Origin of the sequence: Pseudomonas sp. p50(2008) (genome assembly GCF_015351605.1) — a bacterium.
GTDB lineage: Bacteria > Pseudomonadota > Gammaproteobacteria > Pseudomonadales > Pseudomonadaceae > Aquipseudomonas.
Map to the genome: position 1 here is coordinate 731,906 of NZ_JACMYF010000002.1, position 15,022 is coordinate 746,927.

13 protein-coding genes are annotated in these 15,022 nt (G+C 60.0%); 10 read left to right on the forward strand and 3 right to left on the reverse strand.

Annotated features, from left to right (window positions below):
• Positions 1 to 178 precede the first annotated feature (178 nt).
• From H7698_RS08380 to H7698_RS08390, 3 genes are all read right to left on the reverse strand, one after another.
• Entirely contained in the window at positions 179 to 2,080 is a 1,902-nt protein-coding gene (locus H7698_RS08380; protein WP_194691106.1) for a PhoX family protein, read from the reverse strand.
• 224 nt (positions 2,081 to 2,304) lie between these two features.
• The gene (locus H7698_RS08385) at positions 2,305 to 3,069 is read right to left on the reverse strand and encodes a TOBE domain-containing protein (RefSeq protein ID WP_194691107.1); all 765 of its coding nucleotides are present in this window, start codon (positions 3,067 to 3,069) and stop codon (positions 2,305 to 2,307) included.
• A 182-nt stretch (positions 3,070 to 3,251) separates the two neighbouring features.
• Entirely contained in the window at positions 3,252 to 3,992 is a 741-nt protein-coding gene (locus H7698_RS08390) for a ComF family protein (protein WP_194691108.1), read from the reverse strand.
• A gap of 92 nt (positions 3,993 to 4,084) precedes the next feature.
• Between H7698_RS08390 and bioB the strand changes: the two genes are divergently transcribed.
• The 10 genes from bioB to H7698_RS08440 all read left to right on the forward strand — a co-directional run.
• A complete protein-coding gene (gene bioB, locus H7698_RS08395) occupies positions 4,085 to 5,140 on the forward strand; it encodes a biotin synthase BioB (protein WP_194691109.1) in 1,056 nt (351 codons plus the stop codon).
• A gap of 170 nt (positions 5,141 to 5,310) precedes the next feature.
• Positions 5,311 to 6,489, forward strand: coding sequence for an 8-amino-7-oxononanoate synthase (gene bioF, locus H7698_RS08400; RefSeq protein WP_194691110.1), 1,179 nt, complete (start codon positions 5,311 to 5,313; stop codon positions 6,487 to 6,489).
• Positions 6,482 to 7,213, forward strand: coding sequence for an alpha/beta fold hydrolase (locus H7698_RS08405; protein ID WP_194691111.1), 732 nt, complete (start codon positions 6,482 to 6,484; stop codon positions 7,211 to 7,213). Before bioF ends, H7698_RS08405 begins: the two co-directional genes overlap by 8 nt.
• On the forward strand, positions 7,206 to 8,018 hold the full coding sequence (bioC, locus tag H7698_RS08410; RefSeq protein WP_194691112.1) for a malonyl-ACP O-methyltransferase BioC: 813 nt from the start codon (positions 7,206 to 7,208) through the stop codon (positions 8,016 to 8,018). The genes H7698_RS08405 and bioC overlap by 8 nt, the downstream gene beginning before the upstream one ends.
• Positions 8,015 to 8,695 carry a dethiobiotin synthase gene (gene bioD / locus H7698_RS08415; RefSeq protein WP_162436234.1) on the forward strand — a complete coding sequence of 227 codons (681 nt, stop codon included), beginning with the start codon at positions 8,015 to 8,017 and terminating at the stop codon, positions 8,693 to 8,695. The genes bioC and bioD overlap by 4 nt, the downstream gene beginning before the upstream one ends.
• 107 nt (positions 8,696 to 8,802) lie before the next feature.
• Positions 8,803 to 9,099 (forward strand): pyrroloquinoline quinone biosynthesis protein PqqE, encoded by a 297-nt coding sequence (locus tag H7698_RS08420; protein WP_162436235.1) that lies wholly within the window; start codon positions 8,803 to 8,805, stop codon positions 9,097 to 9,099.
• Positions 9,100 to 9,377: 278 nt separating this feature from the next.
• The gene (locus tag H7698_RS08425) at positions 9,378 to 11,183 is read left to right on the forward strand and encodes a phenylacyl-CoA dehydrogenase (RefSeq protein ID WP_162436236.1); all 1,806 of its coding nucleotides are present in this window, start codon (positions 9,378 to 9,380) and stop codon (positions 11,181 to 11,183) included.
• A gap of 340 nt (positions 11,184 to 11,523) precedes the next feature.
• On the forward strand, positions 11,524 to 12,813 hold the full coding sequence (locus H7698_RS08430) for a GGDEF domain-containing protein (protein WP_162436237.1): 1,290 nt from the start codon (positions 11,524 to 11,526) through the stop codon (positions 12,811 to 12,813).
• A 90-nt stretch (positions 12,814 to 12,903) separates the two neighbouring features.
• The gene (locus H7698_RS08435) at positions 12,904 to 14,700 is read left to right on the forward strand and encodes an acyl-CoA dehydrogenase C-terminal domain-containing protein (RefSeq protein ID WP_162436238.1); all 1,797 of its coding nucleotides are present in this window, start codon (positions 12,904 to 12,906) and stop codon (positions 14,698 to 14,700) included.
• Positions 14,701 to 14,886: 186 nt separating this feature from the next.
• A partial coding sequence (locus H7698_RS08440) for an acyl-CoA dehydrogenase N-terminal domain-containing protein (RefSeq protein ID WP_194691113.1) occupies positions 14,887 to 15,022 on the forward strand: 136 nt, incomplete at its 3' end.

The window sequence follows — 15,022 nt, forward strand, 5'->3', positions numbered from 1 at the left end:
AGGCTGCCGCGTCCGGCCAAGCATGGTAGCGCAGACGGGGCGTGTTTAGGGGTTGGGTTGAGGTGTGGGTTGTCCGGGCTGACGCTATCGCGGGAAAGCCTTGCTCCCACGGGTCACGCGCCAATTTCAACATGGCACATATCCCGTGGGAGCAAGACTTGCCCGCGAAGAGAGTCGATCAGGCGCCGACGATGCCGCCATCTTCGCGGGAAATGGCCATCACCGAAGACCGGGGTTTGCCGTTCGGCAGGTGTTCAGGGAACGTCGAGCCACCGTTCTCCCCTGGATGTTGAATCCCGACGAACAGGGTTTTCTGGTCCGGCGAGAAACTGATCCCCGTGACCTCGCAGCCAATCGGCCCGACCATGAAGCGGCGGATTTCGCCGGTCACCGGGTCGGCACAGAGCATTTGGTTGTTGCCCATGCCGGCAAAATCACCGGCGTTGCTCGAATCACCGTCGGTCAGAATCCACAACCGGCCAGCCTTGTCGAACCCCAGACCATCCGGACTGTTGAACATGTTCTGCGGCGTAATGTTCGTGGAACCACCCTTCGGCGAGCCCGCGTGAACCCCCGGATTACCGGCGACCACAAACAAATCCCAGCTGAAAGTTTTCGCGCCGTGATCATCACGGTCGGTACGCCAGCGCAGGATTTGCCCGTAGACGTTCTTCTCGCGAGGGTTCGGCCCACCCACCGGTTGACCGTCTTCGCCGCGTTTGGCGTTGTTGGTCAGGGTGCAGTAGACCTGGCCGTCATTGGGGCTGACGACAATCCACTCCGGGCGGTCCATGCGCGTGGCTTTGACGACGCTGGCAGCGAGGCGTGCGTGGATCAGTACTTCGGCCTGATCGGCAAAGCCGCTGCTGGCATCGATGCCGTTTTTGCCGTGGCTCAGCTCGATCCACTCACCCTTGCCTTTCGGGTGATCGACATTACCGTCGCCCGCGTCGAAGCGCGCCACGTACAGGGTGCCGTGGTCCAGCAGGTCGCGGTTGGCTTTAGGGGATTTGTGGTTGATCTTGTCGCGGCTGACAAATTTGTAGATGAATTCGCCGCGCTCGTCGTCGCCCATGTACACCACGGCATGCCCTTCAGCGGTTTCTGCCAGTGCGGCGTTCTCATGTTTGAAACGACCCAGCGCCGTGCGTTTGACCGGGGTCGACTGAGGATCGAACGGGTCGATCTCCACCACCCAGCCGTGACGGTTTAGTTCGTTGGGATTCTTCGCCATGTCGAAGCGTGGATCGTGGGGGTGCCAGTTGATTTCTTTGCTGGTGGCCACCACGCCGTAGCGCTTTTGCGCGGCATCGAAGGTTTGCTCGGCGTTGGTGCTGCCAAAGCAGTCGGTGAAGTTTTCCTCGCAGGTCAGGTAGGTGCCCCACGGTGTCTTTCCGTTGGCGCAGTTCTGAAACGTGCCGAGGACGGTTTTGCCTTGAGGGTCGGCGCTGGTTTTCACCAGGGCATGGCCGGCAGCGGGACCGCTCAGGCTGATCGGTGCATTGCCATGAATGCGTCGGTTGTAGCGCGAGCCCTGGACGAAATGCCACTGGCCGTTCTTGCGCTGCACTTCGATCACCGACACGCCTTCGCAGGCCAGCGCCTTGTGCACTTCATCGGCCGACTGCGGCATGCCGCCGTGGGGATAGAGGTAGCGGTAGTTGGTGTATTCGTTGTTGATCGCCATCAGTGCCCGGTCGTGTTCGCCGGGAAACTCGAACAGGCTCATGCCGTCGTTGTTGTCGCCGAACTGGACTTCCTGCTGCTGGGCTGTGCCGTTGCCACTGGGGTCGAACGCCGGGCCATCTTTGTGCAGAGGCTGGCCCCAACTGATCAGCACCGAGGATTTGTAACCTGGCGGCAGGCTGATGGCGTCGTTGGTGGCGGCGGGAATGCTGTCAAAACCCAGAAGCTTGCTGGTGCCGGCGCTGACGCTCGCGGCCAGCACGCTGCGACTCAGCAGGTTGCCGCCCATGAACATGGCGGCGCCGCAGAGGGCGCCGGCGCTGATGAAGCCACGACGGCTGAGACCGACCATCTTTTCGAGGTCGGTGGATTGATTGTCTTCTAATAGGCTCACATCAGGCTCCCTGCTGGTTTTTGCAGACACCTTAAAGACGGTCGATGAAGGTTTTGTTGCAGTGGCCAAAGCGTGATCCTGTAGCAGCTGCCGCAGGCTGCGTTCGATTGCGCAGCAATCGCAAAACCTGCCACTGCGATTCTGTATGGATGTTCGGTGGCTTGATGGCGATCGCTGCGCAATCGAACGCAGCCTGCGGCAGCTGCTACAAGGCTGGCGTATGACTACAGGGGCGTTCCTAAAAGGACATTCGACGGTGCGAATTGCACTTGCACGGGTGCGCCGAGGGTCAGGCCAAGCGTGCGCAAGTGAAATGGCTCGGCCAGTGCGCAAAGTGTCTGGCCGTTCGGCAGGCCGATTCGGACTTCGCTGGGGCCATCTTCGGCGTCGAGGATTTCTTCGAGGATGCCTTGCAGGCAGTTGTTTCCAGGTGCTGTCGGGTGGTCGATGGCGAGCAGCTCCAGCCATCCGGCCTTGATCAGTGCCACCACTTCGGTGCCGGTTTCCAGCTCCAGGCGCAGGGTGCTGTCGTGGGTGATCTGCGTATCAATGATCAAGCCGGCGGCCAGTTCCAGCCGGATCCGGTCGTTACGTCCCTGAGCATCGATCGCGACGACTTTGCCGTGCAACTGATTACGGGCGCTGGTTCTGAGCATCAGGCGACCGAGCAGGTCCAGGTCGCTCGCATCTTCAGCGGCTTCGAGTACCTGAGCCTGCAAGGCTTGCAGCTTTTGATACAGGCGCAGCACGCGTTCGCCCTCGCTGGACAACTTCGCGCCACCGCCGCCCTTGCCGCCGACACTGCGTTCCACCAAGGGCTTTTGCGCGAGGTTGTTCAGCTCGTCAATGGCGTCCCAGGCGGCCTTGTAACTCAGGCCCGCGCTTTTCGCGGCGCGGGTGATCGAGCCTTGTTCGGCGATGTGCTGCAGCAGGGCGATGCGCTGCGGACGGCGGACAATGTGCTGGGACAATAACGACGGCATGGACATGGTTCGGCGCTTTGGGTTGTGGCGATGCAAAGGACGTTGGCGGCTTGCGGTGCGGGAGTCAAGTCAGGCTGTGATCCTGTGGGAGTGAGCCTGCTCGCGATTGCGGTGTGTCGGTCGCATCAATGTTGACTGACCAGCCGCCATCGCGAGCAGGCTCGCACACAGGGGGCTATGTACTCAAATCAACCAGCATCACCGGGTTTGGGAGTGCGGGCCAGGCAGTAGACGTCGACCCGTGCAGCGCCAGCCTCGATCAGCAAACGAGCGAGGGCGTGGGCCGTGGCGCCGGTGGTCAAGACGTCGTCGACCAGGGCCAGGTGGCGCCCCTTGATTGCGGCATCCTGCGTCAAGGCGAAGGCGTTGCGCAGGTTCTTTTTACGGGCATCGGCCTTCAGGTCCTGTTGCGCGCTGGTGTCCTGAGTGCGCAGCACCAGCCGCTCATCACAGGGAATGCCGAGGCCGGTGCTGAGCCAGTGTGCAAGCATGGAGGCCTGGTTGAAGCCGCGCTGACGCAGGCGTTTTGTGGACAACGGCACAGGGACCAGGGCATCCGGGCGCGACAAGTCTTCATCGAAGCGATGTTGCAGGAATTGCACGAGAAGTTCGCCGAGCAGGCGGCCAAACGGCCACTTCGCGCTGTGTTTGAAGCGAGTGATCAGTGTGTCGACGGGAAAACTGTAGGCCCATGGCGTCGCAACCCGTTGGAAAGCGGGAGGTTGCTTCAGGCATTGACCGCACGTCATGCCCGCGAACGGTAAAGGCAGGGCGCAGGTTTCACATTGATCGCCCAGCCACGGCAGCTCGGTTTCGCAGGCCATACAGATGGGCGCGTTGTCTTCGGAGGCTTCGTTGCAGAGTAAACACGACTGTTCGTTTTTTAACCAGATGTAAACCGGCCTGTCGTAACATGGTTGACAGCTCATCGCTCTTCCTTAAATATGCCGAACATCCGTGTCGCGCCTGTGGGTATTACGTTCCCCCAGTCGCTCGCCAAGCATAAAACAAGGAAACGCCCATGAGCGCCAGCACCACTGCAACCCTGCGTCATGACTGGTCTTTGGCCGAAGTCAAAGCACTCTTCGTTCAGCCATTCAACGACCTGTTGTTCCAGGCGCAGACGGTGCACCGTGCGCATTTCGACGCAAACCGGGTCCAGGTGTCGACGTTGCTGTCGATCAAAACCGGTGCCTGCCCGGAAGATTGCAAATATTGTCCGCAGTCCGGTCACTACAACACCGGCCTGGAAAAAGAAAAGCTGATGGAAGTGCAGAAGGTCCTTGAGGAGGCCGCACGCGCCAAGGCCATCGGTTCGACCCGTTTCTGCATGGGCGCGGCGTGGAAACACCCGTCGGCCAAAGACATGCCGTACGTGCTGGAGATGGTCAAAGGCGTGAAATCCATGGGCCTGGAAACCTGCATGACCCTCGGTCGTCTCGATCAGGACCAGACCGAAGCGCTGGCCCAGGCCGGCCTCGACTACTACAACCACAACCTCGACACCTCGCCGGAGTTCTACGGCAGCATCATCACCACTCGCACCTACGGCGAGCGCCTGCAAACCCTGGCCTACGTGCGTGATTCGGGGATGAAAATCTGCTCGGGCGGCATTCTCGGCATGGGCGAATCCCTCGATGACCGTGCGAACCTGCTGATCCAGCTGGCCAACCTGCCGGAGCATCCGGAGTCGGTGCCGATCAACATGCTGGTAAAAGTGGCCGGCACTCCCCTTGAAAACGCCGAAGATATCGACCCGTTCGACTTCATTCGCATGCTGGCCGTCGCGCGCATCCTGATGCCGCAATCCCACGTACGCCTGTCCGCTGGCCGCGAAGCGATGAACGAGCAGATGCAAGCCCTGGCATTCTTCGCCGGTGCCAACTCGATTTTCTACGGCGACAAACTGCTGACCACCGCCAACCCTCAGGCCGACAAGGACATGCAACTGTTCTCGCGCCTGGGCATCTTGCCGGAAGCCCGTGAAGAGCACGCGGACGAGGTGCATCAGGCCGCGATCGAGCAGGCGCTGGTTGAGCAGAAGAGCAGCGAGCAGTTTTATAACGCCGCTGTTTAATCGACGCTGAACCTTGTCGGCGCGCAAGACACTGTGGGAGCGGGCTTGCCCGCGATAGCGATCGCCAAGTCGACATCTTTGTTGAATGTGATGCCGCCATCGCGGGCAAGCCCGCTCCCACAGGGATTGTGTGCACCTTGATCTATCCCATCTGACCGCCCGAGGCCTGCATGTCTTTCGATCTCGCCGCACGCCTTGCTACCCGTCGTGCCGAAAACCTCTATCGCCAGCGTCCATTGCTCGAAAGCCCTCAAGGCCCGGAAGTGGTGGTCGATGGCCGGCCTTTGCTGGCGTTCTGTAACAACGATTACCTGGGGCTGGCCAATCACCCACAGGTCATCGAAGCCTGGCGCGCGGGCGCTTCGCGCTGGGGCGTGGGTGGCGGCGCTTCGCACCTGGTGATCGGCCACAGCGGCCCGCATCACGCACTGGAAGAAGCGCTGGCCGACTTGACCGGTCGTCCCCGTGCGCTGCTTTTCACCACGGGTTACATGGCCAACCTCGGCGCGGTTACTGCGTTGGTGGGGCAGGGCGATACGGTGCTGGAAGACCGGCTCAATCACGCGTCCTTGCTGGATGCCGGGCTGTTATCTGGCGCACGTTTCAACCGCTACCTGCACAACGATGCCGTGAGCCTGGCCAAACGCCTCGAAAAAGCCACCGGCAACACGTTGGTAGTCACCGATGGCGTCTTCAGCATGGACGGCGATCTCGCCGATTTGCCGGCGCTGGCGCGGGAAGCCAAGGCCAAAGGCGCGTGGCTGATGGTCGATGATGCCCACGGTTTTGGGCCGCTGGGCGCCCATGGTGGCGGGATCGTCGAACATTTTGGCCTCAGCCAGGACGACGTGCCGGTCTTGGTTGGCACCCTGGGCAAGGCCTTCGGAACGGCCGGGGCTTTTGTGGCAGGCAGCGAAGACCTGATCGAAAGCCTGATCCAGTTCGCTCGCCCCTACATCTACACCACCAGCCAGCCACCAGCCCTGGCCTGCGCGACGCTGAAAAGCCTCGAGCTTTTGCGCACTGAGCATTGGCGGCGTGACCACCTGAAAACCTTGATCCGCCAGTTCCGCCACGGTGCCGAGCAGATTGGATTGGAACTGATGGACAGCTTTACCCCGATCCAGCCGATCATGATCGGCGACGCAGGTCGTGCGGTTCGCCTGTCACAGTTGCTCCGCGAGCGCGGACTGATGGTGACCGCGATCCGTCCACCGACCGTGCCCGCTGGCAGCGCACGACTGCGGGTGACCCTGAGTGCCGCGCACAGCGAGGCGCAGGTACAGCTATTGTTAAATGGACTGGCCGATTGTTTTGCACTACTGGGACCGGAGCCAAGCCATGCGTAATCGACTGATTCTGCTGCCGGGCTGGGGCCTCGGGGTTTCTCCGCTGGAGCCCTTGGCCGCCGCGTTGCAGGGACTGGATGAGCACCTGCGGGTCGAGATCGAGCCGTTGCCAGAGTTGGAGTCCAGTGATCTTGAAGAATGGCTGGATGAGCTCGACTCATCTGTGCCACAGGACGCCTGGCTCGGCGGTTGGTCCCTCGGCGGCATGCTCGCGTCCGAGTTGGCCGCGCGGCGAGGGGATCGCTGCTGCGGTCTATTGACCCTGGCGAGCAACCCCTCGTTTGTAGCCCATGAGCAGTGGCCCAGTGCGATGCCCGGTGAAACCTTCGATGCGTTTCTGGCGGGTTGCAACGCTGACCCACGAATGACTTTGAAACGCTTCTCGCTACTCTGCGCTCAAGGCGCCGAGGACTCACGCGGGCTGTCGAGGCTGATGCTGGGCGGCGCGCCGCATACGGCTTCGTCAGTGTTGATGAGCGGCCTGGAACTGCTGGCACAACTGGATACCCGCGCAGCGTTGCAGGCGTTTCGGGGCCCGCAATTGCATTTATTTGCGGGCATGGACGCGCTGGTTCCAGCCGAAGCGGCGAGCGATTTGCTGACGTTGCTGCCAGATGTCGAAATTGGTCTGATTGAACAGGCCAGTCACGCGTTTCTTCTGGAGGACCCTCACGGTGTGGCGGGGGCGATCCAGGCTTTTTTGCATGAGTGCGGTGATGACTGATCTCTCTCTTCCCAACCTTCCCCAGGGCTTGCCCGACAAACGTCAGGTGGCAGCCTCTTTTTCCCGCGCGGCGGCGAGCTATGACAGCGTTGCCGAGTTGCAGCGTGATGTGGGTAGCCAGTTATTGAGTCGCTTGCCCGAAGGTTTTTCACCTGATCGCTGGCTGGACCTGGGCAGCGGCACAGGCTATTTCAGCCGGGCGCTCGGCGGGCGGTTTCCTGCAGGTGAAGGGGTGGCGCTGGACATTGCCGAAGGCATGCTCAATCACGCACGGCCTTTGGGTGGCGCCACGCATTTCATCGCGGGGGACGCAGAGCGGTTGCCGCTGCAGGATTCAACCTGTGACCTGATCTTCTCCAGCCTCGCGGTGCAGTGGTGCGCGGATTTTGCTTCGGTGCTCGGTGAAGCCCATCGGGTGTTGAAACCGGGGGGGATTTTCGCGTTTGCTAGTCTGTGCGTGGGTACGTTGTTCGAGTTGCGCGACAGTTGGCGGCAGGTGGATGGCAGGGTGCACGTCAACCGTTTCCGTGAGTTCGAGGTTTATCAGCAATTGTGCGCTGACAGCGGACTGAGGATAGGGAGTCTGCAAGTTCGTCCGCATGTGCTGCATTACCCGGACGTGCGCAGCCTGACCCATGAGCTCAAGGCATTGGGTGCGCACAACCTGAACCCCGGTCGGCCGGGTGGTTTGACCGGTCGGGCGCGAATCCTCGGTTTGATCGAGGCTTACGAGCAATTTCGTCAGGCCGAAGGTCTGCCCGCGACTTATCAAGTGGTCTACGCCGTTCTGGAGAAACCCTTATGAGTGCAGCCTATTTCATCACCGGTACGGACACCGATGTCGGCAAGACCACCGTTGCCGCCGGTTTACTTCACGCCGCGCGCTCGGCAGGCATGAGCACCGCAGCAGGCAAACCGGTGGCGTCCGGCTGCGACGTGACGCCCAAGGGTTTGCGCAATTCGGATGCACTGGCGTTGCTGGCGGAATGCTCGCTGCCAATGACCTACGTGCAAGTCAATCCGGTCGCGTTCGAACCGGCGATCGCACCGCATTTGGCCGCCAGGGAAGCTGGCGTGGCGTTGACCGTGCAGTCCTTGTTGGTGCCGATGCGGCAGATTCTGGACATGCAGGCGGACTTTACCCTGATAGAGGGCGCTGGCGGTTGGCGTGTGCCGCTGGCGGATCAGGACAACCTGTCGGACCTGGCCATCGCGCTGGGCCTGCCGGTGATTCTGGTCGTCGGCGTGCGGTTGGGTTGCATCAACCATGCGCTGCTGACGGCTGAAGCCATTGCGCGGGACGGTCTGCAACTGGCGGGGTGGGTGGCCAATATCATCGATTCCAAGACGTCGCGCCTGGAAGAAAACCTGGCGACCCTGGCCGAACGAATCCCTGCGCCGTGCCTGGGTCGAGTGCCCAAGCTCAAGTTGGTGACTGCAGAAGCGGTGGCCGAGCATTTACAGCTGGATCTGCTGGACTAGGTTTTGGCTATGACAAGGCACTGTGCCATTAGAGTTTTTGTCGGGCCTTTTACCCGTGTGTCTGCTTCAATGCCAGTTGTTGATCCTTCCCAAGGACGAGTTCTCCCATGGAAATCTCAGGAAACACCGCTTTTTATGCCGGTCTGAGCACTGTTCAGGCTGGGCAGAGTCGCGTCGACCAAGCTGCCGGGCAAATCGCCAGCGCCACCGTCGACCGTTCGGTGGTCAGCCAGTCGTCCGACGTTCAGGTCGATCGTTTGCGTGGCGTTGACCGCGCTCAGCAATCGGACCTGGCCAGCGACGCTGTGGAGATGGCTCAAGGCAAGCTGCAACTCGAACTGGGGGCAAAGGTGGCCAAGGCTTCCGATGAAATGCTCGGCACGTTGATCGACACTTACGCCTGATTCTTTCGCTGTATCCGCACCCTCGACGCCGCGCTTGTTCGCGGCGTTTTTCTGCGTAAGTCCTTCTCGCTCAACTAATCTTTTCTCTAGCGTCCGTTGCTCCATCAACCGCCGTACACGGCTGCGCGTGCGCAATGCAAAAGCCGTGATGACGAACGGCAAAAGATCGACGCTTGACAAGATTTGGTCGTAAACGTATGTTTCAAACAACTGTTTGACCGTCACAACAAATCATTACGGTCGTTCATTCCCGGTTACATCAGCAGAGGTTTATCGCTATGCCTGACTACAAGGCCCCCTTGCGTGATATTCGCTTCGTTCGTGACGAACTGCTCGGCTACGAAGCGCACTATCAGAGCCTTCCGGCTTGTGCGGACGCAACTCCGGACATGGTTGACGCCATTCTCGAGGAAGGCGCCAAGTTTTGTGAGCAGGTACTGGCTCCGCTGAACCGCGTGGGTGACACCGAAGGCTGCACCTGGAGCGAGTCCGGCGTTAAAACCCCGACTGGCTTCAAAGAGGCCTATAAGCAATTCGTTGAAGGCGGCTGGCCAAGTCTGGCTCACGACATCGAGCACGGCGGCCAAGGCCTTCCGGAATCGCTCGGTCTGGCCGTCAGCGAAATGGTTGGTGAAGCCAACTGGTCGTGGGGCATGTACCCAGGCCTGTCCCACGGTGCGATGAACACCATCAGCGAGCACGGCACGCCTGAGCAGCAAGAGGCTTACCTGACCAAGCTGGTTTCCGGCGAATGGACCGGCACCATGTGCCTGACCGAACCGCATTGCGGCACCGACCTGGGCATGCTGCGTACCAAGGCTGAACCTCAGGCTGACGGTTCCTACAAAGTCTCCGGCACCAAGATCTTCATCTCGGCCGGCGAACACGACATGGCCGACAACATCGTCCACATCGTGCTGGCACGTCTGCCGGATGCACCGGCTGGCACCAAAGGCATCTCGCTGTTTATCGTTCCCAAGTTCATGCCGAACGCTGACGGTTCGATCGGCGCTCGCAACGCCGTGACCTGTGGTTCCCTGGAACACAAGATGGGCATCCACGGTAACGCCACCTGCGTAATGAACTTCGACGCGGCCACCGGTTTCCTGATCGGCCCGGCGAACAAAGGCCTGAACTGCATGTTCACCTTTATGAACACCGCTCGCCTGGGCACCGCGTTGCAAGGTCTGGCGCACGCCGAAATCGGCTTCCAGGGCGGCTTGAAATACGCTCGTGATCGTCTGCAGATGCGTTCCCTGACTGGCCCGAAAGCGCCGGAAAAAGCCGCTGACCCGATCATCGTTCACCCTGACGTACGTCGCATGCTGTTGACCATGAAGGCGTTCGCCGAAGGCAACCGCGCGATGGTTTACTTCACCGCCAAGCAAGTCGACGTGGTCAAGTACGGCGTGGACGAAGAAGAGAAGAAGAAAGCTGACGCACTGCTGGCCTTCATGACGCCAATCGCTAAAGCCTTCATGACCGAAGTCGGATTCGAGTCCGCCAACCATGGCGTACAAATCTACGGCGGCCACGGTTTCATCGCTGAATGGGGCATGGAGCAGAACGTTCGCGACAGCCGCATTTCGATGCTGTACGAAGGCACCACCGGTATCCAGGCACTCGACCTGCTGGGCCGTAAAGTGTTGATGACCCAAGGCGAAGCGCTGAAAAGCTTCACCAAGATCGTCCACAAGTTCTGCCAGACCAACGAAGGCAACGAAGCGGTCAAAGAGTTCGTCGAGCCGTTGGCTGCGCTGAACAAAGAATGGGGCGAGCTGACCATGAAGGTCGGTATGGCGGCCATGAAAGACCGCGAAGAAGTCGGCGCGGCGTCCGTGGATTATCTGATGTACTCCGGTTACGCCTGCCTGGCCTACTTCTGGGCTGACATGGCGCGTCTGGCTGCTGAGAAACTGGCTGCCGGCACCACCGAAGAGGCGTTCTACACCGCCAAGCTGCAGACTGCGCGCTTCTACTTCCAGCGCATCCTGCCGCGTACCCGCACTCACGTGGCAACCATGCTGTCGGGCGCTAACAACCTGATGGACATGAAAGAAGAGAACTTCGCGCTGGGCTACTAAGCCTTAACGCAGTCGTTCAAAAAACCGCTGCTCCTTCGGGAGCGGCGGTTTTTTTTTGCCGGTAACGTTCCGACGCTGCAGTCGCAAAAAACCGAGGGCGGTCGAAAAGTCGATCTGCTGACTGACCACGTTTTTTATCGCGGTGCCGCGATCTGCCGGGCAAGGCGCTTTCCGGGACATGGAGGTTGGCAGCGATTGCGCTCCGCATGCGCGCCTGGCCACTGGTTGAAACATGCCGTCTAAAAAAACCGTACTAAATCACTCAGAAAGTCCCGGCATCTGCCGTTACAAGGAGAGGGCACAATGCCATCAATCGATGTGACGGTCGGAGCTTTTACCCTTGCCGCGTTCTTCCGCTGTACGTTTCAGTCATTTTTTGCCGTCGTTGGTGCTTTTGCTGGCAGGGCTCGCGGCTGCCTACGTTAAAGACCTCAATGTCTTCTTCACCTCGCTGTTCAACGTATTGCCAACGCTGGTGCTGTTGCTGGGCGGGGCCTACTGCGCGGTTTATCGCCGCCAGCGCGAATTGTTCCTGATGGTCACGGTGTACATCGCCTACTACTTGCTGGACGCGCAGACCGACTATTACCGCGACAACGGCAAGGTACGTGATGACGCCGCGGTGATTTTTCATCTGGTGTGCCTGCTACTCCCTCTGATGTTCGGTGTGTTCGCAGCCTGGCAGGAACGCACCCATCTGTTCCAGGACATGGTGGCGCGCTTCGCCGTGTTGCTGGCCGTCGGCAGCGTGGCGTTGGGGCTGGAGCAGAGTTACCCACAGGCGCTGTTGATGTGGCTGGCTGAAATCCGCTGGCCCGCGCTGCATGGCGCCTGGATGAGTCTGATCCAGCTCTCTTATCCCGTATTCATCGCCATGTTCGTGCTCTTGAGCTGGCAGTACTGGCGCAAGCCGAGACCCTTGCACGCCGCACAGCTTGTGGGCTTGCTGGGGTTGTTCTGGATGTTGCCGAAGACGTTCATCCTGCCGTTCACGCTGAACATCATGTGCAGCCAGGTGATGTTGATGATTGCGGCGGCGGTGGCTCATGAAGCCTACCAAATGGCCTTCCGCGACGAACTCACGGGGTTGCCGGGTCGCCGCGCGTTGAATGAACGCATGCAGCGCCTGGGACGCAATTACGTGTTGGCGATGAGCGACGTCGATCACTTCAAGAAATTCAACGACACCCATGGCCACGATGTGGGCGATCAGGTGCTGCGGCTGGTCGCCAGCAAGCTGTCGAAAATCGGCGGGGGCGGCAGGGCGTATCGCTATGGCGGTGAGGAATTTGCACTGGTGTTCGCCGGCAAGACCCTTGAGGAGTGCCTGCCGCACCTGGAAGTCATCCGCGCATCCATCGCGACGTACAACATTCATTTGCGCAACCAGGACAACCGTCCTCAGGACGATCAGCAAGGACGACAGCGCCGGGCCGGTTCGAGTGCTTCAAGTGTGTCGGTCACGGTCAGCATTGGCGTTGCGGATCGACTGGAGCAGCGCACCCCGGAACAAGTGCTCAAGTCCGCGGACGAAGCGCTCTACAGCGCCAAGGGGGCCGGACGTAACTGCGTGGTGGCGTATGGTCAGAATCGCCGTGGCGCCGTGCGTATGGACGCCGCTACGGATTGAGTGATGATGGCGCATTCAGCGTCTGGACTGTGATTGTAGGGCGTGGTTGGCGGCAGTAGGTTTGAGTGATCTGCTGACGGAGAAAATGCCATGCCCGAGTACAAAGCTCCCCTGCGCGACATGCGCTTCCTGATCGACCACGTCTTTGATTTCCACAGCAACTACGCGGCTCTGGGCGCCACTGACGCCAGCCCGGACATGGTGGCGGCGATCCTCGAAGAAGGCGCGAAATTCTGCGAGAACGTGCTCGCGCCGCTCAATCGCAGCGGCGACGAAGAAGGCTGCCATTTCGACAATGGCGTGGTGACAACGCCAGCAGGTTTCAAGCAAGCCTTCGCCCAATACGTTGAAGGCGGCTGGCACGGTCTGGCAGCGGATCCTGCTTATGGCGGCCAGGGATTGCCCAGCTCCCTGGGGCTGGTGATCAGCGAAATGGTCGGCTCCAGCAACACGTCCTGGGGTATGTATCCGGGGTTGACCCACGGTGCCATGTCGGCCATTCATGCCCACGGCACCGAAGAACAGAAACTCACTTATCTAAGCAAACTCACCGCCGGGCAGTGGACGGGCACCATGTGCCTGACCGAAGCCCATTGCGGTACCGACCTGGGCATCATCAAGACCCGCGCTGTACCAACGGCCGATGGCAGCTATGCGATCTCCGGCAGCAAGATTTTCATCTCCGCCGGCGAGCACGATATGAGTGACAACATCATTCACCTGGTGTTGGCGAAGCTGCCGGATGCGCCGGCAGGGACCAAGGGGATTTCGCTGTTTATCGTTCCTAAGTTCCTGCCCGATGGAGACGGTGAGGCGGGGGAGCGCAACGGCGTTTCCTGTGGCTCTATCGAACACAAAATGGGCATCAAGGCCTCGGCCACCTGCGTGTTGAACTTCGACGATGCCAAGGGCTACTTGATCGGTGAGCCGAACAAGGGCCTGAACTGCATGTTCACCATGATGAACCACGCTCGTCTTGGCACCGGTATGCAGGGGTTGTGCTTGGGCGAGGCGAGCTTTCAGGGGGCGATCAAGTACGCCAACGATCGCTTGCAAATGCGTTCGTTGACCGGCGCGAAAGCACCGGAGAAGCCTGCTGACCCCATCATTGTTCATCCCGACGTGCGTCGGATGTTGCTGACCATGAAGGCCTTCAACGAAGGCAACAGGGCGCTGACTTACTTCACTGCACAGTTGCTGGACACTGCACATCTGAGTCCCGATGAAACGGCGCGTCAGGAGGCTGAAGATTTATTGGCGTTCCTGACACCCATCTGCAAAGCCTTCATGACCGATACAGGGCTGGAAGTGACCAACCACGGGATGCAGGTGTTTGGCGGCCACGGTTTCATCCGTGAGTGGGGCATGGAGCAATTGGTTCGCGACTGTCGGATCGCCCCCATCTACGAAGGCACCAATGGTATTCAGGCGCTGGATCTGTTGGGACGCAAAGTGCTCGGCAGCCAGGGCAAATTGCTGCGGGGCTTCACTAAAATCGTCCATAAGTTCTGCGCAGCAAACGCCGCGCATCCGCAACTCGCGCCCTACGTCGCGCAGCTCAACGATTTGAATCGGCAGTGGGGTGAGGTGACGACCCAGGTGGGCATGGCGGCGATGAAGAATGCGGATGAAGTCGGCGCCGCGTCAGTGGACTACTTGATGTACAGCGGCTACATCATCCTCGGCTATTTGTGGCTGCGCATGGCGCTGGTGGCGCAGGCCCAGATCGACGACGGTAGCGGCGATGCCGATTATTGCCGGGGCAAACTGGCCACCAGCGAGTTTTACTTCAAGCGATTGCTACCACGCACTGCCGCTCATCGGGCGGCGATCGAGGCCGGCAGTGATTGTCTGATGAAGTTGCCGGCGGAGTTGTTTGCGCTCTGACTTTTTCTCTGTGGCGAGCTCGCTCGCCACAGGATTGTCTTGATCTCCATATTGCAATTTTGTGACTGTAAAATACGCAGTGGTCACAGCATGACCCTATGTGTCGTAAAAGTTGTTGGGTTACACTCGAGCTCAACAAAGACACCATTCATGTGAATCAACTGTAAAGATCCTGCGAGGTTTGCCATGGCTGACTACAAAGCGCCCCTGCGCGATATGCGCTTCGTCCTCAATGAAGTATTCGAGGTCGCCAAACTCTGGGCCGAGTTGCCTGCACTGGCCGAAACTGTCGATGCTGAAACGGTCGAAGCCATTCTGGAAG